The following is a 20,661-nucleotide window of genomic DNA, read 5'->3' as shown; positions in this document are numbered from 1 at the left end:
CTCCTAATTACCGTTTCGTGAAATAAGATAAACCAAGCAACCGCTCGACAAAGAACATGAATAAAGCTGTGATGATCATCAATACGACAGATAGCGCCGCGATTGTTGGATCGAAGTAATTCTGCACATACGTAAGCATTTCAATTGGCAGTGTGCTTACGCCCGGCCCTGTCATGAAGACCGAAATGTCCACATTATTGAATGATTCCAGAAATGCGATCAGAACGCCGGCAATGATACCGGATTTGATATTAGGCAAAACCACTTTGAAGAAAGTACCGATTCTGCTCGCACCTAAACTGACTGCCGCCTCTTCAATGGAAAAATCGAAGTTAGCAAGACTTGAGGAGACGACACGGATAATGAATGGCAGCATAATGACAGTATGCCCGATAAACAGACCTGCATAGATCGGCAATTGATAGTATGTGATGAAAAAGCGCAAGAACGTGAAACCTAGCACGATTCCAGGAATGATGATTGGAGATACGAATATACCTTCCAGAAGCGCCTTTCCTTTAAAATCAAATCGGTTCAAGGCATACGCTGCTGGTATTCCGATTAACAGCGCAAGCAGGTTGCCCGCCAGAGAGAGATAGATGGAAACCTTGAACGTTTCCAGGAACCCACTCACTTCGAATATATTTTTATACCAATCGAGGGAGAAGGATTCTGGCGGGAACTTAAGCACTGTTCCCTGTTCGAAAGAGGTGACAGAAATGATCACCAATGGCCCCAGCAAGAAAACGAACACCAGAAACGTGAAGATACCAAGTCCTATATGTTTTTCCCGCATAGTCTACCTCCTCGGATTCAATTTATTTGCCAGTAAGTTCATGCATGTGATGACAATGAGCGTCACAACAATCATGATGGCAGCTAGAATACTGGCCATATGCCAGTCATTTAATGTATTTGCATTTTGATAGAGCAGCGTCGAAAGAACCCGCTGCTGACCTCCCAATAATGCAGGTGTCGTATAAGCGGTAAAACTACCTACGAACACCAAAATCCCTCCAATTACTAAGCCAGGTACACAAAGCGGAAGAACAACCTTGGCAAACACTCCTAAGCGGCTTGCTCCAAGGCTCGCTGCTGCAGTCAGCAAATCTGATTCTATACTCTCCATGACACCAACTAGTGTAATGATGGTCAATGGAAGGAAGAGATGGACAAGTCCGATGATAACGGCAGTTGGTGTATACAAAATTTCCAATGGTTCTTGTATGATACCAATTCCCATCAAGGCTTCATTGACCAGCCCGTTGCGCCCGATGATGACCATCCAGCTGAAAGAACGAACAACAGGACTCGTCAGCAGCGGGAATATTGTCAAAATTAACAGCACTGCTTTCATTTTTGCGGACATTCTGGCAATAAAGTATGCAGCAGGGAAACCGAGCACCATACAAATGATAGTGGTAAGAATGCTGACCCGCAGCGTTGTCCAAAGAATTTCTAAAAAGTATGAATCCCGGAAGAGACTGGCGTAATTGCTTGTATCAGCTGCTGCTTCATTTGGGAAAAAGGTCGAAATGATTGTCATGCCGATTGGGACAAGCATGAAGATTGTTAGAAATAGAACCCCTGGCAAGATCAGGAGATACTTATAATAATTTCGCATAATGATTAACTCCCGTTCTTTTGTCTAAGCGTTTAACAGCTTGAGAAAGAGATCGAAGAAACGAGCTTCATCGAGCTCCAGACAAACATGCATATTCGCCGGATGTCCTAGACGGTTTTGGAAATCGCAGACTGTCTGACCATCACAGTAGGTACTCTTCGTCTCCATTGTGACGTGCAGCCATTCTGTTTTTACCAGCTCGGAATCGATTGCAAGTGCAACCGCTAGCGGATCATGCATCGCACAGGCCCATACTCCATTCCGCTCATAATAGCTATTGCGGTATGTCGCCGTGCTTGTCCGAACGTACTCCTGTAATACTGGGTTCTGTATTTGATCAATATGTTCATCCTTCAGCAAAGCGCTTCTCGTAACGTCCAAACCAACTTGTGTTAAGGACTGGAACCCTGCCTCGAAGACAATCGATGCCGCTTCTGGGTCAGCGAACATGTTATACTCTGCCACTGGCGTTACATTGCCGACTCCTTTCACGACACCGCCCATAAAGATAACTTCTTTGACTGCCGATACAAGCTCAGGATACTGCTGCACTGCCTCAGCCAGATTTGTCAGTGGACCTGTCATGATCAATGTAATGTTACCTGGATCAGCCATAACTTGATTTCGTATAAAGTCCACCGCAGGTTGTTCTTGCACCTCACGGGTCGTAGCAACACCCTTTAGCGCTCCTCCGATTCCATCTTCGCCATGCACACGATGCTCGAAATGAGGTTTCCGGGTCAGCGGTTTGGCAGCCCCGGCGAATATAGGTGTCTTTTGATCATCAAGTAAATCAAGTATTTTAGCTGTGTTAGTAGTGGCTGTTTCTAAGGAGACATTACCGCTGACTGTCGTGATACCGACAACGTCTAATGCCTCGCTTTTCACAGCGAGCATGATACCAATTGCATCATCAATACCAGTATCTACATCCAATATAACCTTCTTCATCATGCTCCCCCCTTACTTGGTCACTTCTTTATTCCAGCGATCGATCCACTGCTTAGAGTTCTCGACTAAGAAATCAGCTGGCAGGACATTAAGTTTCTCGATAACATCTTCACCGTACGTAACACCTTCCTGCTCTTCATCGGAAAGTACCACTTCTGTATTAACCGGAGAATCTACCTTTGCTTTTGCTGTTTTTTCTTGTACTTCTGTACTCAACTGATAATTGATGAATTCTTCAGCCAATTCTTTTTGGTCGCTGTCCTTCACTACGTTAACTGTATTCATGACAGCATATCCGCCTTCTTCAGGTGTTACAAATTCCGCTTCAGGTACTGCTTCCTTCAATGAGCTGAAGTACATTTCCATAATTGGTCCGCCAGCAATCTCGCCTTGTCCGAACATATTGACAAATTCAGACGTCTGATTGTATTCATTGACGATATTAGGCTTCAGCGCATCGAGCTGTTTGAATGCTGCATCTTCATTGAATGAATCGTTACCGCTCACTTTAGAAGCTGCATCAAGGAACATCGGTCCTGTTGTAGTCGTAATACCAGGAATTGCTACATTACTTTCCCACTCTGCATTCCACAGATCCTTCCATGATGTAACAGATCCTTTCACCATTTCAGGATTATAGGCAATTCCGAACTGCCCGATTGTGTATGCCGGTCCATATCCTTCACCGTTAGGAGTCTTGGCTGCATCATAGATCTTATCCAAGTTTGTCAGCTTGGAAGAATCCAGCTCTTCGAACAAACCATCATCCACACCTTGCTGCGCGTAATAATCAGATAGGTAGACTAGATCTACGTCTGAGTTGCCTTGTCGTATTTTGTTCAATCGTTCCGCGTTATTTCCTGTTTCTACCACAATGTCAACATTGTGTTCCTCTTCAAATGGCGCATACACATCTTCATTGAAGAAATCTTCCGAGAAACCCCACGTAGAGATGACAAGCTTTTCTTTCCCAGCTCCAGCACTATTACTGCCACAAGCAGATAACGTAAGTGCAGAAGCGATTGCAGCTGAACCTAAAAGCATTTTAATACGACCATTCATGTGAAAAACCCCCATATAATAAGTGATTTATAAAAGCAAAAAAAGAAGACAATCTTAATAGAATGCGAGCATTCTACTAGATCATCTTCTCTTCGATCAACAAAGGTCAGACCAATCAAGCTTTTCTATGGCGTTAACCGTAAACCAGATGAATCCGGTGTTGGCTTAACTGCCTAAGACAATATTGGTGAAAGCACGTTGAGAGGCTGCGTCATAATCTCGTAGTATTGACTCAATGTGCCATTCCGTTTCGGTATTAAGTTTTTCTGCCAAGCGTTTTTTGTACAGCATTGATAACCGGAAGTCGACCTCCTGCTTCAAGCTAGGAGCCTCGCCTTCCAAAGCTGCAGATCGCGGAGAACGCCGATGCTTGGCTTGGATGGTGATGATGTTCTGATCGATAGATACCTTCAGTAATGTCGTTCCGACACCGAACAATTCCTTCGACACATCATTGTACATATGTGACAGCATCTTCTTGATTTCATTGCTATTCTCTAGCATGCCAACAACCACCTGTCATGTATGTGGTAAGGTCATTATACATACTTTAATAACTCAAATCAATATATTGTTCGGATTTAAATGTTTTTTTCTGTTTTGCATTAAGTTATTGTTCACTAAAAAAAGAGAGACAGGTTTTATTACGTCTCTCTTACCATTATCATATCGCGGTATTCCCGCTCTGCTTTTATTAGTTGCTTTGCCCTATACAATCGGGTTTTAACTGTTGATTTGGTCAAAGATAGGGTTGCAGCAATTTCACTTTCCTTCATATCTTTCACATAACGCAGCGCCAGCACTTCCTGGAGTCTTGGCTTCAGCTTTCGAATATCCTGCTCCAGTTCCCGCTTCGTCTCCCGGAGCTCGACTTCTTCAATCACGATATGCTCGAGATAATGCTGCTCCAGTTCCCAGCTCGCCAACTCGATACTAATGAACTTGCGTTTACCTTCTTTACGAAGCATATCAATAGCCGTACGAGAAGCAATCGTTGCCAGCCATGCCCCCGCCTTCGAGACATCCTCCAGCTTGTCCAAATTCCGATAAGCCTTAATAAACGTTTCCTGCGCCGCATCCTCTGCCAACTGCGGATCACGCAGCACCTTCTGAGCCGCGTGATAAACCCGCTGATGGTAGAGCGAATAGATATGCTGAAACACCGACTCCGTCACATATACACACTCGCTTGCCACGCTTTATTCCTCCAGTTGATTTTTGATTGATTCGGGGAGGTCTTCGTATTCGATAGACATCTCTTCCCCCGTACTCCGTCCTCTATTAAGGTTAAATGTTACAAAATAAGAATCCTCTTCTTCACTGTAGTAAGTAACGTGATTAAGTATTTGCTTGATTTCTTCTGGATCCTCTACCGTTACCGTATTGTTCCGTTCAAAATTCTCTAAATCAATGCGAGATATATCTTCGGAATATACTTTTAAATCATCATATAGCCCCGCATCCTGTAATACTTGAATTGTATTCTTATCACTGTCATCGAAGGATGCATAATAGTAACCTTGATCTTTATTTGTCAGGAGATCTAGTGAATAAGTTAGTAATTCTTCTGAATCCGCCTGTGGATCTTCGAGCTCGATGTCTTTTTTGATGGCTTCAATGAGCGCATTAATCAATTCTGGATCGGAAATCCTAGCACTGCTTTGCTTAATATCATTTGATTGCACATCCACAGCATAGATCTCATTCGGAGCAATATTGAAGACAGCGTTATTTGCATACTTATACGCATTTGATCCCTCGATCTCATATTGTAGACTTTTCAGTTCTGGATTATCGTCTAAAGAATACGTATATGATCTAGCTACTTTCTTTCCGTTTTTCAGTTCATAAACGATAAACGTAGAACGCAGATCACCTTCATAATAATTATCGGCTCTCGGAGCCTCTATTGCTTGCTCATGTAAATCTCGAACCAATTCAATATCTTGCTTATCTGTGAAAAATAGCGGTTTAATACCTGCTTCCAAATATTCCGGAGCCTCTGTATAAGTATAGGAATCTCCAAAATAGACTTTTACAATGTTTTCAGGAGAAGGTATCTTATTCTCATAATTCTCTTTTACTAGATTCACAGCAATTAGAACAACAGCTAAGGACACTGCGAATACTAGATAAGATTTGTAGTTACTATATATTCTCCATGTTTTATTCAATATCGCTTCAGCTACAATAAACCCGAGGAGTGATCCTGCAACATAGCCGAATATAACCCATGCAAACGAAGACGAAATAGCATGAAAGTAGTATCCACCTACCATCATAAAGCAGAAGGTTACGCCGTACCGGAAAACAGGTCGCATGAAAGGATACACAATTGCTTGGGAAGTAGCTTCCATTCGCCGGTTAGCATATAACCAGAATGCAGCAAGATATAATAAAATGCCTGCTGCTGCATATAGTGACATTACAATCCAAGACAATTCTGGATCAGGAGTAAAGTTGATCAAGAAATACGAGATCGGTGAAAATTTAAAAATGGCCATATCTGCATAATATTCCATTGGGTAACCAACGAATAGAATACTCATATTGGCAATTAGCAGAAGCACAAGACCCGCCGGAAGTAAGACTAAGATATAAGTTAGTACAAAGTGCATGGAAAACATTCCAGTTACCATTCCAGTGAAAAATGTAGCTAATAGCATAAAAATATTAAGAAACAGCATTATACCTAGCCAAGAAAACACATGCATAATATTAAAATAATCACCTATACCAGAGAAAGCTTGTAAACCAAGCAGAATCAATGCATTTAACATAATTGGAATAAATAACAACACCATTCCAACAACTAAATGATGATGATATAATGACGACCTCTTAACAGGCATACTGTGAATAAAATCGGATACCTGTTTCTTATGCAAGTAGCGCAGTAATAATATCCCTAGAAGCACTGGCACCGTAATAGACAGTAGCCATTGGACTTCAGGAATATATAAGAATAGATTCCCTTTTTCCATATACTCTTGCGCCTGTGGATTTGAGTATTGGATGATGATCTGTATTGGCAGAATTAAAAGCAAAGCCAAAAAATACAGCACACTCAGCCATCCAGCCTGTCGGACATCATGCAGGATAATCTGCTTCTTAATCGAGGATGTTTTCAATGGCATAGCCAGCACCTCCCATTTCATAGATAAAGATTTCTTCCAGAGATAGCGGCAGCATATCCAGTACGACTGGGTTTTGTGCTGCAAGTATTTCTTCTAACTCCTGATGGTCTGATTTGACGATCAGCAGATGGATACTCCCGCGTTTTTCCTGGTGAAGGATATTTAATTCTTCTAAGAAACTCACATCCTGCCCTTTACGTAAAGCAAACTGAACCTTTTGAACCTCTGTTTTCATATCATCCAGATTGCGCTCCAGAATCATCTTTCCTTTATGTACAATACCGACGTCGTCACAGAGGTTTTCCATTTCCCGCAGATTATGGGAAGAAATAAGAACCGTCATCTCCCTTTCTGCTACGTCATTGATGAGTAAACCTTTAATTCGCTGCCGCACAACTGCGTCTAATCCATCCAGCGGCTCATCCATAATCAGGTAATCCGGTTTCGCTGCTAGCGCTAGGCAGAAGGCAACTTGCCGCTGCATTCCTTTTGAAAAGGTAGAGACTTTCTTGTTCTCCAGTTTGAATTGACTGATCAGCTGGTCATATCGCTGCTGATCCCAATTTGCATACATATCAGCATAATATTGACCCATCTGCTTTACTGTATATTGCGGAAGAAAATAAAGGATATCCGGCATAAAGATGATGCGCTGCTTCAACGCTACATTTTCAAATACAGTTTTGCCGTCAACGAGGACACACCCTTTGTCATGCTTCAGGATACCAGCAAGAATACGCATAATGGTTGTCTTCCCAGCGCCATTCGAGCCAAGCAGGCCGTATATCGTGCCTTTTCTCACTTGGAAACCAACTTGATCCAACACTTGCTTCCGATCAAATCTTTTACTTATTTCTACTGCCTTGATCATGTATCGCTTCCTCCCCCATTACGCAGCTGCTGCTCCACCACATTCCGAATCTCATCAGCTGTCATACCGATATACTGTGCCTCTGTCAGCAGTTTTTTCAATTCTTCCTGCATTTGCTTCACCTTTTGCGGATCGACCTGTGTACTAATCGCATTCACGAAACTTCCCCGTCCTTTCACGGAATAGATCAATTCTTGATTCTCAAGCTCTCGGTATGCTTTCTGAATTGTATTCGGATTGATTGTCAGCTGCTGAGCGAGTTCCCTTACTGAAGGAAGTTTCTCGTCTGTCTCCAGCACTTGATTGACGATCAGTTCCTTAAACTTATCAACGATTTGTTCATAAATCGGCTTGCCGCTTCGCAAGTCAAGTTCAAACATGTATTCACCTCATCCAGGCTTGTGTATTAACTGTATTAGTTATAGTAGTACACTTGATACACCAAAGTATACACCAGCGATTTCCATTTGAGAAGCACTTTTTTCCAAAAAATAAAAAGCCAGATCATAAGATCTAGCTTTTCCAATAATTAAATAGAAATCAAATGCGCTACATTCCTGCTTTACCGCCTTCTTTGCTGAACATAAAAAAACCCGTTCTAATAATAATTAGAACGGGTTAAAGCTAGCTAAAGTTAACCAATACCGATGATATTGAAGCCAGCATCCACGTAAACGATCTCACCAGTTACACCGCGTGAAAGAGCACCCAGTAAACCAACTGTCATATCGCCAACTTCTTCAGCAGAAACATTACGGCGAAGCGGTGCAGTATGCTCCACTTTTGAAAGAATGTCATTGAAAGAAGGTACGCCTTTTGCAGCCAATGTACGAATTGGACCTGCAGAGATAGCGTTAATACGGATATTATCCGGACCAAGATCATTTGCCAAGTAACGTACACTTGCTTCCAAAGCTGCTTTAGCAACACCCATAACGTTGTAGCCTTGAAGCACACGATCAGCACCAAGGTAGCTCATTGTTACAATGGAACCGCCTTCTGACATAATCGGGCGGACAGCTTTTGCTACAGCGACTAAAGAATACGCACTTGTATCCTGCGCAAATGCATAGCCGTCACGAGAAGTGTCGATGAAATCACCTTTCAAATCCTCTTGATGTGCATGTGCAACGGAATGCACAAGACCATGGACAGTTGTGAACTTGTCTTTGATTTCTGCAAATGCAGATGCGATGCTGTCATCATCGTTAACATCACACTGAATAACTGATGCTTCCATTTCATTCTTTTCCAATAGCTTGTTCAGCTTTTTAGCGGAACGCTCCTGACGATATGTAAAAATCAGCTTCGCACCAGCAGCATACAATGATTGCGCAACGCCCCATGCGATACTGCGATCATTTGCCACACCCATGATAACGATGTGCTTATCCTGTAATTGTAGAAAATCCTTCATTTTCATTCTCCTTCTAATGAACGATTTCGTTCACGTTTTCTACCGCCTATCATAACAGAAAACAGAAATGAAAGGAATGACACGTCTGTTCAGACAAGTCTCACTTCTATATAATAGGGTTTGGAAATAACAACCAAATAATTGCGAGGTGAAAAGATGGATACTACGCCTCCTAATAAACCTGGAGACAGTTTTGATAAAAGGCTCCAGGATTTATACGATCAAGGCTACATATCTGATGCAGTATTCACAAGCGCTTTAAACGGTAATCGAAGAAAGCGGCAAGATGATTCTTCAAAACACAAAGAAGCACAGACGCAAAAAGATTCAGTACCTATGCAGCAAACAGCTGCAACAGCAGTACAAACGCAACCTGTACCAAAACCGGCTGTATATGCAAATTCATCCTTTAAAAAACAAAAGACTCCGGAGCAAATCCGGGAACGCAATCTCACAATCATTCTTGTCCTAGGAATCATTATGCTTTTCTTTGGCGGATTATATCTCGGTACTTCCAACTGGGGAAACTTCTCTTCATTAGGAAAAGTGTTATTAATCAGCTTGATTCCTTTCCTTTTCGCAGGCTTGAGTTATATCAGCTATAAGGTCAGGATTCCACAGACAGCCTTCGCGTTCTTAATGCTTGCAGCGCTGTTTGTGCCGATTGTCATTTTCTCGGCATCTTATTACCAGCTGTTTGGCAGTTATTTGTCCTTCGGTGGTGATGGAGCAGCCTTAATCGGAACCATTGCAGCGTTAAGCTGTACAGCTTTGTACTATGCAGTGGCAGCACGCACAGGCTCAAAAGCATTCATTTGGGTGACCTATGTCGGCTTATCGTCGACACTAATCTCAGCACTGCTGTATGTGACGACTACATATAGTGCATTTCTATTCTGTTTACAGCTAGCCAATTTGCTGCTGCTTTTGTTCGAGCGAACGATCCGCAATTCATTCAAACTTCAGACACTGCAGCACTATTGGCCATATTATCTGCAAATGAAGCTTGGAACAGAAGCCATTATCACAATTATTTTGATGAGCAGCGCCATTACGTATGATCTGACTTTATTGGTGATTGGAATTAACGCATTGATTCTGGCCGCCAAGAACTTCAGCAAACTCTACCATCTTGGCTTTATCGCCTTTACCTTGATTGGCAGCATCTTACTTCTTTTGGAGATTGATTCTTATTTCAACATGTTCTTTGGACAATTCATAGGCCTAGGATTCGTTCTCGTTCTGTTAACATGGCGTCTGCCTCGCTGGATGCAAGTGGTCTATGAAAGTTTCATCCATGCAATAAATGGCTTTCTTCTATTCTTTTTCACAAGTCTTATCTATTATTTCGAATTTAATTGGGCGTACTTGATCGGGATTTTATTCCTGCTGGTTCAGTATACAATTTGGACGGCTGCATCACGCAAAGTTTACTACAGCTATCCTAGCGTCGGACTGTTCCTGATTGTCGTCTATTGGCTGCTTTATATGGCTGGTGCCTCAATCTGGATTCGCACAAGTGTATTCGCAACACTATCTTTCATTGGGCTTGCATACAATTATATTTGGCCGAGAAGGATATCACTTTTGAAGCCATTCCAAGCTACGATAAACTGGACAGCTATTGGATCTGCCATACCTATATTTCTAGTGAATCATAGTTATGGATATTATGAAGCAAATAGTTATCTGCTGCTATTAGTGGCTACGGCAGGTTTCTTCTGTTACAGCAAAGAAAATGCAGAAGTTGTGCTTATCAGTAAGATTGTTACACCAATTAGCTTGATTGCAGCGTTATTACTCGGTGGTTACCGTCTGTATACCGAAAATGAATTTTATCGTGAACAAGTTGGTATTTCAGGACACGCGACTTGGATTGCATTGATAGCTATTGCAATTGCATTCCTTTGCCGTAGATATCAATACCGGCCACTGTTTTTATCTTTCTTCCTAACCGGTCAAATCTTACAGAGTTACGCTGTTTTGCTCGCCATCTTTTCGTGGAATTTACCAGCAATCACCGTTACGATTGTTTCACTTATAAATGTCGGTATTCAGTTATTGGCTCTTCAAGTCTTTCGGAAACATCCATTATGGGTCGCCGTGCTCGGCTCCATCATCGTGACATACGCATCACTGCAAAGTCTATTCGGAATAAGGGACTCAAATATATTAACCGCTTATGTGCTGTTATGCGGCGTGCTATTCTTTGCAGCTAGTCTATACATCAAGAAGAAGGCTCCAATTGGTTCTGTCTACTTCTTCTGGTGCAGTCATGCTTTGATAATTTTTGGTACGCTATGGGTATTGCTTGCACAGTTGTTAGATTATGTTCCGCCTATCTGGCTTCTTGTTCCGCTCGTCCAATTCGCGTTGTCTGCACATTTTGTGACGAGAACGATAGAAAAGTATATATTTGCAAATGCCAGTATTATAGTTGTCTTCCTTATCTCGATCACTCATTTGGATCAGTACACAAATCTGAGTCATCAATTTACATTGGCAGCTGCTTTGACAACAGTTTGCATAGCCTTGGTATTTGCGCTTTTGCCCAACTGGCGTTTTATACTGAAGATCAGCCTGCTGACTGCCTATAACATTATTCTGCTGTTCGCGTTAGCAGAGCTTACTATGCTTTTCTCCTGGCAAATCATCCTGCTTGCCATCCTTGTCGGGGTAATTGCAATCTATCAGCAGCATCAATGGCAGCTAAGCATCATTTCTGCCGGTACATTGCTGTTACTTCTCACAATTACGCTTCTCTACGGAAGCATCGGCCAAGAAATCCGTACAGCTTACTTACTGCTGGCGGGGGCAGCAGGATTAGCTATTACCAGCTTCAGTAATTACCAATCTTTCGTTGCAGAAGCAGACAAGAATTCTGTTTGGAATAGAATAGATGTATATCGGATTGGCTCTATCGTTTATACCGTTGTAGGAAGTCTGGCGGGAGTTGCAGCGTATGAATCCGGCCTTGCTGATACACTGTTTGGTTTGACAGTTCCTGCACTGTTATTTGTGATCAGCATATCTACAGCTCCTGCTGCTGAAAAACGTTATGTACGACTGGCAGCCATCGTATCTTGTTTGTATCCTTATATACTTGTGCTGCAGGTTGCAGACATAAGTCCGTATTTAACAACAGAGCTCTATGTTGTGCCAATTGCATTACTAGTTCTTATCATCATGCGGCTGTTTTTCTACGATCCTGATGTGACACCGCATATCGAGTTAGTTTTGCTCACAATTGGTTTCGGCATCCTGGTGCTCGATGGACTGTCTACGATGACTATTTATGACGCCCTATCTCTCGGCAGTCTTTCTTTACTAGCTGCTGTCATTGGTTTCTTACGAAAATATCGCGCGTATTTCTTAACGGGTACGATCACCGTCGTATTTAACTTATTCTTCAACACGCGCACGCTTTGGGGCAGCGCACCATGGTGGTTATATCTTATTGGAGCCGGCTTCCTGCTGATTGCTTCTGCCAGCTTTATTGAATATCAGAAGCAAAAGCACGACAGAACCACCGAATCTCTGCTGAAAGCAAGCAAATCCAGGTGGACAAAATGGTTTAAGCAATACAAATAAAAGAAAGGAAGCTGTCTGCGTATAGACAGCTTCCTTTCTTTTTTATTTAAAAATCGAATTCATCCGGATGCGGTCCGCTGCGGGTACCATCATCCAATTGATCCAAACGCTCCATATCTTCTGGTTGAATTTCGAAATCAAAGACTTCCTTATTTTCAATAATACGTTTTTCTGTCATTGATTTTGGTATCGTGATGACATCATGCTGAATATCCCAGCGAAGTACAATCTGAGCCGGTGACTTCCCGTATTTAGCAGAAAGCTCCTGCAGCAAAGGCTGCGCTAGTAGCTCTCCGTTCATAAGCGGAGACCAAGCTTCCAAAAGAATACCCTTTTCCTTCGTGTATGCACGCAGCTGCTCTTGGATTAAACGCGGGTGGAATTCTACCTGATTGACTGCTGGCACAACAGATGCGGCACTTAATAATTTTTCTAGATGATGTACTTGGAAGTTGCTTACACCAATCGCTTTCACTTTCTTCTCTTGGTACAGTTCTTCCAGTGCTCGATAGGCTTCTAAGAACTTATCTTTTCCAGGCCAATGGATTAAATAAAGATCTAGATACTCAAGCTGCATTTTCTCCAAGCTCTCTTGATAAGCTGCTTTTGTTTGTTCAAACGTCAGCCCTGCATTCCACACTTTAGATGTGACAAATAGCTCTTCTCTTTTCACTAAACCTGCTTGGATGGCCCGGTTAATCCCTTGACCGACACTTGCCTCGTTTCCGTAAATAGCAGCTGTATCAATGCTGCGATAGCCTTGCTCAATAGCAAAGTAGACTTTATCAGCTAAATCCTTTCCATCTTCTACACGGAAGACACCGTAACCTAGTATTGGCATAGAGTTGCCGTTATTGAGCTTTACTGATTTCATGAGATATTTCTCCTTTGTTTTCTAGTTTTCTCGAAATTGCTGTTAAACCAACTGCTGCTGCAACCATAATGGCTGCTACCCAGCTTGTATGAAGCAGGCCAAGTCGCTCTGTAATGACTCCGCCCAAATAAGATCCAAGGGCAATTCCAGCGTTGAAAGCCGCAATATTCCAGGCAGAAGCTATATCGACTGCCTGCGGTACGAGCCGTTCGGCAAGCACAACGATATACGACTGCAAACCCGGAACGTTCATAAACGCGAACAATCCCATAAGCAGAATGAACAGCAAGCCGATTCCTTTGACTGGTAACGTGATGTACAAAGCTGCAAGCACAATTGCCTGTATGGCAAACATATAAAATAAAGCATGAACCGGCCGCCTATTCGCAAGTCTTCCACCTGCAATATTCCCGACTGCTACCGCCACACCATATACAAGCAGCAGCCATGTTACAGTCTCTGGCTGAAATCCGCTTATTTGCTGCAGAAGTGGTGACAAATACGTAAAGACAACGAATGTTCCTCCATAACCGAGCGCTGTAATAAGCAGAACAAGTACGATAGGTAGTGACCGTAAGAGGCTAGTTTGATCTTTGAGGCGAACTTTGACGCCTTTAGGCAGTGTATTTGGCAGCAATGCCAGATTAGCCAAGCTAGCGAGAATCCCAATAACTACGATGAATAGAAAAGCGATTCGCCAATCCAGCTGCTGACCGATGAATGTGCCGAATGGAACTCCCGTTATAGTCGCTACGGTAAGTCCAGTGAACATGATACTTATTGCTCCTGCCCGCTTATTTGGCGGAACTAAACTAGCAGCAATTGTCGAGCCGATAGACATAAATACGCCGTGCGCAAGCGCTGAGATGAAACGAGCCGTCAGCAGCACAGACATATTAGGAGCCACAGCGGCAATACTATTACCTATTAAAAAGACAAGCATAACCAATAGAAGCTGCTTCTTTTTCGGTATACTGGAAAGCATCGGTGTCAGGATCGGAGCACCGACGACGACCCCGATGGCATATAGGGACACTGTAAGTCCGGCCGCCTGCACTGATGAGTGAAAGTCATCCGCAATCAACGGCAACAGACCCACACTGATGAATTCTGTTGTGCCAATCGCAAAAGCTGTAATAGCCAAAGCGATCAAGGCAAAGGTTTGTTTTCCTTTCATATTACATTTCCTTTCCGATTCTTTTATCTCCCGCCTCAGCCGGAGTAATGTTATTATGTCGTATGGGATTCATATTGAACAGTACGTACTTTTTTGTGCTATAGGCACCATTTAGTACCTATATAAGGAGAATAGACGATGCAAAAGAAATATAATATTAGTGTCGAAGCAACACTTGAAGTGATCGGCGGGAAGTGGAAAACCGTTATTCTTTGCCATCTGACACACGGAAAGAAACGGACAAGCGAATTAAAGCGGCTTATGCCGAATATCTCCCAAAAAATGCTCACTCAGCAGCTCCGGGAGTTGGAGGCAGATGGAATTATTAATCGTATCCAATACCACGAGCTACCGCCGCGTGTCGAATACGAGCTGAGCGAGTATGGATGGAGTTTGAAAGTGATACTAGATTCCTTGTGCAGCTGGGGTGAATCTCACATCGTCAAGGTATATGGAAATAAAGAAGACTATCTGGAAAAGACGTATCTAAACGAATGAAAACAGCTATAGCATAGTCGCTATAGCTGTTTTTTCTTAAAATGTTTCGATTTTAACTTTGTTTTTCTGTTCCGCTTTGACTTGCTCTCCCTCTTTAAAGACAACTCTTTCAGCAGATCCCAGATTCGTGAACACAACCGGGGTCAGCAAGGATGGGACGTGTGGTTCAATTTTTGCGAGGTCAGCTTCCGCGATCTTTTGACCCGCAGTGACCCGGTCCCCCTCTTTCACGAATACCTCGAATCCCTCACCCTTCAAATTAACTGTTTCCAATCCAATGTGAATCAGCACCTCACGACCAGTGTCTGCCTCCAAGCCAATGGCATGCTTTGTCGGGAAAATGTTGATGACTTTCCCATTAACCGGAGAAACGACTGTCCCATCGACAGGTTCGATTGCAAAGCCATCTCCCATCAATTTTTCAGAGAAGACCACATCAGGTACGTCTTCCAAGTGACGAAGTGTTCCAGACATCGGGATAACAAATACATCCGCTTTCGGATCATTCTGAAGTGGGTTTGATATAGCATTCCCGACCACTTCTGTCGCAGATGCAGCTTCAATTTGTGGACTCGAACTTTTGCCAGTTATAATATCCTGCATCTGCTCTTTCAGCCCCTCCGATTTCGGTCCAAAGATAGCCTGCATATTGTTGCCGACTTCCAGCACACCCGCTGCTCCTAGTTTCTTCAGTGCATTTTTATCAACTTTGTTTTTATCATTCACTGTGACTCGAAGACGTGTGAGACATGCGTCTAAATACTTGATATTTTCTTTATTACCCATTGCTTCAAGCACGTGATACGCTATTCCTCCAGTCTTAGCATTACTTTCGTTTGTTACTTCTTCCACTCCTCTTTCACGGCCTGGCGTCATGAGATTGAATTTACGAATAGCAAATCGGAATCCAAAATAGTAGATTACCGCAAAAACCAGCCCTACTGGAATGACCAGCCACCAATCAGTCCGGTTAGGCAGGATTCCGTAGAGGAAGAAATCAATGAATCCACCGGAGAATGTCATTCCGACTTTAATATCCAGCATGTACATCGTCATATAGGAGAGCCCGGCAAATACACAGTGTACAGCGTACAATAGTGGTGCTACGAACAGGAAAGAGAAATCCAGCGGTTCGGTGATTCCTGTCAAGAAGGAAGTCAGTGCCGCCGACCCCATCAACCCAGCAACAACTTTCTTCCTTTTGGGGCTTGCTTCGTGATAAATAGCCAACGCTGCCGCAGGTAAGCCGAACATCATGAACGGATATCTTCCTGTCATGAATGTACCTGCTGTCAGTTCTGCCCCGTCTCTGATTTGTGCCATGAAAATACGCTGATCCCCACGGATCAGTTCACCAGCCGCATTTGTATAGCTGAAGAATTCATACCAAAACGGTGAATAAAAGATATGATGCAATCCGAACGGAATCAACGCCCGCTCAATGACACCGAAAATGAAAGCCGTCAGCGTCATATTGGAAGATAACAGGCCACTCGAGAAGCTATTCAATCCATGTTGGATTGGCGGCCAGACTACAAGCATCATCAGACCAAGCGCCAATGCCGCAATAGATGTCACGATTGGAACAAAACGCTTCCCGGCGAAGAACCCCAGATACTGCGGCAATTCAATCTTATAAAATCTATTGAACATAATGGCTGCCAGCACACCGACAATGATCCCGCCGAATACTCCTGTGGCGAGAGTCGGGATTCCGAGCATCGTCGTATAGGCCGGATTATTCCCCGCAAAGAATTCTGCTTGTTCCACAGCACCTTCCGGAATACTGCCATTAGCGATAAGCACCGCCCCCATCGTCGCGTTCATGGTCAGATAACCGATGATCGCAGCAATACCTGCCACGCCATCCCCATTCGCAAGTCCAATGGCAACACCCACCGCAAATAGCAACGGTAAGTTATCAAATACGATATAGCCGGCACTTTGCATGACCGAAGCAATGAGCTGCACCCAAGCATTGTTCAAAAAGCCGATATTCCCAATCAAATCCGGGTTCTGCAATGCATCTCCCAATGCCAGCAAAATACCGGCAGCAGGAAGGATTGCGACAGGCAGCATAAGTGCTCGTCCAATCTTCTGCAAAACACCAAAAGCATTTTTCATCTTCTTGACCTCCGATTTTCACGGTTGATAACGGTTACAAATAAGCTAATAAAAAAGACATGAGCGATAAAGAATATTACACAAAAAGAATAAGATTCTTCTTGCGCATCCTTTTATCCTCATGCCTGATCAGTTCAGTTACACGTATAAATGTAATGCACATTATAATTTATTGGTCAAACGGTACAGATGCAAAGTGAGATAGACCGTCTCCGCTTCTTGCACTGGACGTTTTAACGTTTGCTGTAATATTTTGACTAGCTTCCAAGCAGTATTATAGCATAGCGGGTATTCATTTTTCAATAGGGTCATAATCTTGTCCGGCTCTCGGACTTCCTCTCCCCGTTTTATCCTGTCGATTGCAAATCGGAAATGACGGACGAGTCTTATATAATTGATGCTTTCGCGATCCACTGTAATGGCTAAACTCTTCTCGATCACCTGGAACATCTGTGCGATAAGTCTTGTATATTGACTTAGCTCTCCTACTGGCTGATTGATACAGGCACTGTGAATATGCAAGGCGATAAAACCGATTTCCCCGTCTGGAAGTTCGATGCCAAGCCGTTCGTTTAATAATGATACTGCCTCACTAGCTACTGTATATTCTTTTGGATAAATGAATTTTGTTTCCACAGCAAAGGGGTTTTTGATACCTAAGCCTTGTTCCAGCCGTTTCATCGCAAAAGCTAAATGGTCCGTCAATCCGACATGGATATGTTCATTCAGCGGATGCTCCATTCGTTTTGCTATTAAATAAATCACATCATTCATTACTGCAACAAGCTCTTCATCGATATGATTCAGCATCTGTTTGTAGCTGTTTTGCTCTTTTTCATCTTGAAGGACAAACAGCTTTTCAAATGCACCTTCCTCCAATCTGCTGCCTGCTTTCTTCCCGAAACCAACTCCTTTACCGATCAGGACGACTTCTTTCGCTGCTTCGTTTTCAGCAATAAGTACATTGTTGTTCAACACCTTTTGGACAGAAAAGGAATTCCCCATAGATTATCTCCTTTTATTATTCATACCGATATTGTAATAGATAATTAGTCCTTTGTGTAACTTTTTGAATCCGCTTTCTTTCCTATATAGAAAAAATGTATAGCTATTTTTTGCTATACACTTCTTTATACGGGCTCTGGTATCGATGTATGCAATAATAAATCCGCGAAATTACGCGTTAGCGGCAAGGCATCGTCCAGGCTGCGGGAAGTACCATATGCATAAAGGAACGGGCTATGCTTCTTTTTCCTGATAGCAACACGGCAGCTGGCTTCTTTATATTTCTCTCGTACATCCATACACGCCAGCAGCTGGTCGAATGTCAGGATTGCGATTTCTCCGCCAAGAAGATCTTTCTTACTGCAGATCAGCACAAACAGCTGGTGTCGCTCTTCATCAGACCATTGCAGCAGACGTTCTCTTTCTTCATCCGAGAAGCGGAAATTCCACGTATTAGTGGAGCTTGTCGCGTACTTGGAGTACACTTTCATCCGATTCGATCCTGTTTCCAGCTGGTAAACCCGTCTTTCCTTACTTTCTTCGATCAGTGCAGGTACAATCTGCATGGATACAAGCTTAGAAAGGAAGGCACCATAATAATAATCATATTTGTTCAACATACAATCGTTGCTCCTGTCTTTGTTGTTCCAACAGTATAGCATGGCCGCAAGTTTTTTTGCAGATGCCTGTTACAAATAATAACTCGCTTACGAATGAGCATTTTGTTTGCTACCTTTTTCACAAGTCTCTAGAATATAGTCCATACAAAGGAGGAATATTTCCCATGAATGAAAAATACGCTTCTCTTTTCGAGAGTTTAACTTTACCAAATGGCGTTACGTTGAAAAACCGCTTCGTACTCGCTCCGATGACACATTACTCTTCCAATCCTGATGGAACGATTTCTGATCAGGAACTTCCATATATCGCGCAGCGCTCCAAGGATATCGGCTTGGTTATCACAGCTGCATCCAATGTATCTGATAGCGGGAAAGCGTTCCCTGGACAGCCTTCTGTCGCCCACGATACAGACATTCCTGGCTTAAAAAAGCAGGCAGATACAATCAAGGCTGAAGGAGCAAAAGCAATCATCCAGCTGCACCACGGCGGACGTGAAGCAGTTGCTGATCTTGTGCCTAATGGAGATGTCGTTGCTCCAAGCGCTGTCGAAAAAGAAGGAGCAGCTACTCCGCGAGCATTGGAAACTGCAGAGGTGCAGCAAATTGTAGAAGATTTTGGTGAAGCTACCCGCCGTGCTATCGAAGCTGGATTTGATGGCGTAGAAATCCATGGTGCAAACGGATATATCATTCAGCAGTTTTATTCTCCATTCTCCAATCGTCGTGATGATGAGTGGGGCGAGCGTCTACGCTTCCCATTGGCTATCATTGACAAAGTCACGGAAGCTGTGGAAAAGCATGGCTCAAAAGACTTTATCGTTGGTTACCGCTTCTCCCCAGAAGAACCGGAAACACCAGGGTTGACGATGAAAGAAACGTTCGAGTTAATTGATGCACTTGTTGAAAAACCATTAGATTATCTGCATGTATCGTTGATGGACTTCCATTCCACAGCTCGTCGCGGTGCTGATACAAATGCAAAACGTATTGATTTGATCAAAGAACGTATCAATAACAAAATACCATTGATCGGCGTTGGATCCTTGTATTCTGCTGAAGATGTAGCCGCAGCGAAAGCGACTGGTGTCCCGCTGATTGCTTTAGGCCGTGAATTGCTAATTGATCCAGAATTCGCTACCAAGCTTAAAGAAGGACGCGAAGACGAAATCGTCCGTCTAATCGATCCTACCCGTGCGGATCACCACGGTCTTACAGAAACGCTTTGGAATATCGTCTTGCAAACAAAAGGCTGGGTTCCGACAAAAGCAGAGTAATAGCGAAGCGCATCCTATTATGCTTTAATGGAATAAAAGCGTTCGAAGGAGAGAACTCAAATGGCAAAAATTTCAGCACTAGTATTGAAACCAGAAAGAGACTTCGCTGCAAAGTCCGTACCATCAGACCCGCAAGGCATTCAAAAATTCGTTGGCGGTTCACCTATCATGACAAGATTGGTTGATGGAATAGTTGTCGTCAGCAATGAAAGTGCTACGGAAAATGATCCGTTGAACTTCACTATTTTCCAGCGTCACAATGATCATGTTCATGAACTAGGCAAACTATATGGTGATGCTGTATTTGCAGCAGAATCCGATAAAGGATTGACTAGCCTCGACAAGGATCAGAAACAAGCTGTTAAAGAATGGTTCCAGTTCGGTCGGGATAGACTTCTATTAAATGAATAAATTTAATGAAAAATACCCTCTCATA

General features: G+C 43.1%; 19 protein-coding genes. 4 read left to right on the top strand and 15 right to left on the bottom strand.

Annotated elements, in window-relative coordinates:
- Positions 1 to 7: 7 nt before the first annotated feature.
- From GZ22_RS00905 to fabI, 10 genes are all read right to left on the bottom strand, one after another.
- Positions 8 to 796 carry an ABC transporter permease gene (locus GZ22_RS00905; RefSeq protein WP_038557794.1) on the bottom strand — a complete coding sequence of 263 codons (789 nt, stop codon included), beginning with the start codon at positions 794 to 796 and terminating at the stop codon, positions 8 to 10.
- Between the two features lie 3 nt (positions 797 to 799).
- Positions 800 to 1,624, bottom strand: a complete 825-nt coding sequence (locus tag GZ22_RS00900; RefSeq protein WP_038557792.1) for an ABC transporter permease — start codon at positions 1,622 to 1,624, stop codon at positions 800 to 802.
- Between the two features lie 24 nt (positions 1,625 to 1,648).
- Positions 1,649 to 2,575, bottom strand: coding sequence for a nucleoside hydrolase (locus GZ22_RS00895; protein WP_038557790.1), 927 nt, complete (start codon positions 2,573 to 2,575; stop codon positions 1,649 to 1,651).
- 12 nt (positions 2,576 to 2,587) lie between these two features.
- Positions 2,588 to 3,637 carry an ABC transporter substrate-binding protein gene (locus GZ22_RS00890; protein ID WP_051747907.1) on the bottom strand — a complete coding sequence of 350 codons (1,050 nt, stop codon included), beginning with the start codon at positions 3,635 to 3,637 and terminating at the stop codon, positions 2,588 to 2,590.
- A 165-nt stretch (positions 3,638 to 3,802) separates the two neighbouring features.
- Positions 3,803 to 4,141: a Na-translocating system protein MpsC family protein gene (locus tag GZ22_RS00885; RefSeq protein WP_051747906.1), complete on the bottom strand. Its 339-nt coding sequence runs from the start codon at positions 4,139 to 4,141 to the stop codon at positions 3,803 to 3,805.
- 140 nt (positions 4,142 to 4,281) lie between these two features.
- Complete coding sequence (locus GZ22_RS00880; RefSeq protein ID WP_051747903.1) at positions 4,282 to 4,833, bottom strand: RNA polymerase sigma factor; 552 nt, start codon at positions 4,831 to 4,833, stop codon at positions 4,282 to 4,284.
- Between the two features lie 3 nt (positions 4,834 to 4,836).
- Positions 4,837 to 6,774 carry a DUF6449 domain-containing protein gene (locus GZ22_RS00875; RefSeq protein ID WP_038557786.1) on the bottom strand — a complete coding sequence of 646 codons (1,938 nt, stop codon included), beginning with the start codon at positions 6,772 to 6,774 and terminating at the stop codon, positions 4,837 to 4,839.
- Positions 6,749 to 7,645 (bottom strand): ABC transporter ATP-binding protein, encoded by an 897-nt coding sequence (locus tag GZ22_RS00870; RefSeq protein WP_038557784.1) that lies wholly within the window; start codon positions 7,643 to 7,645, stop codon positions 6,749 to 6,751. The genes GZ22_RS00875 and GZ22_RS00870 overlap by 26 nt, the downstream gene beginning before the upstream one ends.
- Positions 7,642 to 8,025: a GntR family transcriptional regulator gene (locus GZ22_RS00865; protein WP_038557781.1), complete on the bottom strand. Its 384-nt coding sequence runs from the start codon at positions 8,023 to 8,025 to the stop codon at positions 7,642 to 7,644. Before GZ22_RS00865 ends, GZ22_RS00870 begins: the two co-directional genes overlap by 4 nt.
- Before the next feature lie 254 nt (positions 8,026 to 8,279).
- On the bottom strand, positions 8,280 to 9,062 hold the full coding sequence (fabI, locus tag GZ22_RS00860; RefSeq protein ID WP_038557779.1) for an enoyl-ACP reductase FabI: 783 nt from the start codon (positions 9,060 to 9,062) through the stop codon (positions 8,280 to 8,282).
- A gap of 156 nt (positions 9,063 to 9,218) precedes the next feature.
- On the opposite strand from fabI, the gene GZ22_RS00855 reads away from it, so the two are divergent.
- Entirely contained in the window at positions 9,219 to 12,653 is a 3,435-nt protein-coding gene (locus GZ22_RS00855) for a hypothetical protein (protein ID WP_038557777.1), read from the top strand.
- A gap of 46 nt (positions 12,654 to 12,699) precedes the next feature.
- Here the strand turns inward: GZ22_RS00855 and GZ22_RS00850 are convergent, their stop codons facing one another.
- Both GZ22_RS00850 and GZ22_RS00845 read right to left on the bottom strand, forming a co-directional pair.
- On the bottom strand, positions 12,700 to 13,527 hold the full coding sequence (locus GZ22_RS00850) for an aldo/keto reductase (RefSeq protein WP_038557775.1): 828 nt from the start codon (positions 13,525 to 13,527) through the stop codon (positions 12,700 to 12,702).
- Positions 13,505 to 14,704, bottom strand: a complete 1,200-nt coding sequence (locus GZ22_RS00845) for an MFS transporter (RefSeq protein ID WP_038557773.1) — start codon at positions 14,702 to 14,704, stop codon at positions 13,505 to 13,507. Before GZ22_RS00845 ends, GZ22_RS00850 begins: the two co-directional genes overlap by 23 nt.
- A 138-nt stretch (positions 14,705 to 14,842) precedes the next feature.
- On the opposite strand from GZ22_RS00845, the gene GZ22_RS00840 reads away from it, so the two are divergent.
- Positions 14,843 to 15,202 (top strand): winged helix-turn-helix transcriptional regulator, encoded by a 360-nt coding sequence (locus GZ22_RS00840; RefSeq protein ID WP_038557770.1) that lies wholly within the window; start codon positions 14,843 to 14,845, stop codon positions 15,200 to 15,202.
- A 36-nt stretch (positions 15,203 to 15,238) separates the two neighbouring features.
- On the opposite strand, the gene ptsG is transcribed toward GZ22_RS00840, so the two are convergent.
- The 3 genes from ptsG to GZ22_RS00825 all read right to left on the bottom strand — a co-directional run bounded on the left by ptsG (position 15,239) and on the right by GZ22_RS00825 (position 18,951).
- A complete protein-coding gene (ptsG, locus tag GZ22_RS00835) occupies positions 15,239 to 17,326 on the bottom strand; it encodes a glucose-specific PTS transporter subunit IIBC (protein WP_038557768.1) in 2,088 nt (695 codons plus the stop codon).
- A gap of 162 nt (positions 17,327 to 17,488) precedes the next feature.
- Positions 17,489 to 18,331: a glucose PTS transporter transcription antiterminator GlcT gene (gene glcT, locus GZ22_RS00830; protein ID WP_038557766.1), complete on the bottom strand. Its 843-nt coding sequence runs from the start codon at positions 18,329 to 18,331 to the stop codon at positions 17,489 to 17,491.
- A 125-nt stretch (positions 18,332 to 18,456) separates the two neighbouring features.
- Positions 18,457 to 18,951 carry a hypothetical protein gene (locus GZ22_RS00825; protein ID WP_038557764.1) on the bottom strand — a complete coding sequence of 165 codons (495 nt, stop codon included), beginning with the start codon at positions 18,949 to 18,951 and terminating at the stop codon, positions 18,457 to 18,459.
- A 164-nt stretch (positions 18,952 to 19,115) separates the two neighbouring features.
- Here GZ22_RS00825 and GZ22_RS00820 point away from each other — a divergent pair, with 164 nt between their 5' ends.
- Both GZ22_RS00820 and GZ22_RS00815 read left to right on the top strand, forming a co-directional pair.
- Complete coding sequence (locus tag GZ22_RS00820) at positions 19,116 to 20,225, top strand: NADH-dependent flavin oxidoreductase (protein WP_038557762.1); 1,110 nt, start codon at positions 19,116 to 19,118, stop codon at positions 20,223 to 20,225.
- Between the two features lie 60 nt (positions 20,226 to 20,285).
- Entirely contained in the window at positions 20,286 to 20,636 is a 351-nt protein-coding gene (locus tag GZ22_RS00815; protein WP_038557760.1) for a DUF3846 domain-containing protein, read from the top strand.
- Positions 20,637 to 20,661: the final 25 nt, after the last annotated feature.

Origin of the sequence: Terribacillus saccharophilus, assembly GCF_000725365.1 — a bacterium.
Classification (GTDB): Bacteria; Bacillota; Bacilli; order Bacillales; family Amphibacillaceae; genus Terribacillus; species Terribacillus saccharophilus.
This window is presented reverse-complemented; position numbering and strand designations above follow the sequence as displayed.

Excerpts from the sequence above, each read along its gene's own strand:
- GZ22_RS00845 (WP_038557773.1), bottom strand. The coding sequence starts at position 14,704 with ATGAAAGGAAAACAAACCTTTGCCTTGATCGCTTTGGCTATTACAGCT.
- GZ22_RS00890 (WP_051747907.1), bottom strand. The coding sequence starts at position 3,637 with ATGAATGGTCGTATTAAAATGCTTTTAGGTTCAGCTGCAATCGCTTCT.
- GZ22_RS00895 (WP_038557790.1), bottom strand. The coding sequence starts at position 2,575 with ATGAAGAAGGTTATATTGGATGTAGATACTGGTATTGATGATGCAATT.
- GZ22_RS00855 (WP_038557777.1), top strand. The coding sequence starts at position 9,219 with ATGGATACTACGCCTCCTAATAAACCTGGAGACAGTTTTGATAAAAGG.
- glcT (WP_038557766.1), bottom strand. The coding sequence starts at position 18,331 with ATGGGGAATTCCTTTTCTGTCCAAAAGGTGTTGAACAACAATGTACTT.
- GZ22_RS00820 (WP_038557762.1), top strand. The coding sequence starts at position 19,116 with ATGAATGAAAAATACGCTTCTCTTTTCGAGAGTTTAACTTTACCAAAT.
- GZ22_RS00870 (WP_038557784.1), bottom strand. The coding sequence starts at position 7,645 with ATGATCAAGGCAGTAGAAATAAGTAAAAGATTTGATCGGAAGCAAGTG.
- GZ22_RS00885 (WP_051747906.1), bottom strand. The coding sequence starts at position 4,141 with ATGCTAGAGAATAGCAATGAAATCAAGAAGATGCTGTCACATATGTAC.
- GZ22_RS00850 (WP_038557775.1), bottom strand. The coding sequence starts at position 13,527 with ATGAAATCAGTAAAGCTCAATAACGGCAACTCTATGCCAATACTAGGT.
- GZ22_RS00815 (WP_038557760.1), top strand. The coding sequence starts at position 20,286 with ATGGCAAAAATTTCAGCACTAGTATTGAAACCAGAAAGAGACTTCGCT.
- ptsG (WP_038557768.1), bottom strand. The coding sequence starts at position 17,326 with ATGAAAAATGCTTTTGGTGTTTTGCAGAAGATTGGACGAGCACTTATG.
- fabI (WP_038557779.1), bottom strand. The coding sequence starts at position 9,062 with ATGAAGGATTTTCTACAATTACAGGATAAGCACATCGTTATCATGGGT.
- GZ22_RS00900 (WP_038557792.1), bottom strand. The coding sequence starts at position 1,624 with ATGCGAAATTATTATAAGTATCTCCTGATCTTGCCAGGGGTTCTATTT.
- GZ22_RS00865 (WP_038557781.1), bottom strand. The coding sequence starts at position 8,025 with ATGTTTGAACTTGACTTGCGAAGCGGCAAGCCGATTTATGAACAAATC.
- GZ22_RS00905 (WP_038557794.1), bottom strand. The coding sequence starts at position 796 with ATGCGGGAAAAACATATAGGACTTGGTATCTTCACGTTTCTGGTGTTC.
- GZ22_RS00825 (WP_038557764.1), bottom strand. The coding sequence starts at position 18,951 with ATGTTGAACAAATATGATTATTATTATGGTGCCTTCCTTTCTAAGCTT.
- GZ22_RS00875 (WP_038557786.1), bottom strand. The coding sequence starts at position 6,774 with ATGCCATTGAAAACATCCTCGATTAAGAAGCAGATTATCCTGCATGAT.
- GZ22_RS00840 (WP_038557770.1), top strand. The coding sequence starts at position 14,843 with ATGCAAAAGAAATATAATATTAGTGTCGAAGCAACACTTGAAGTGATC.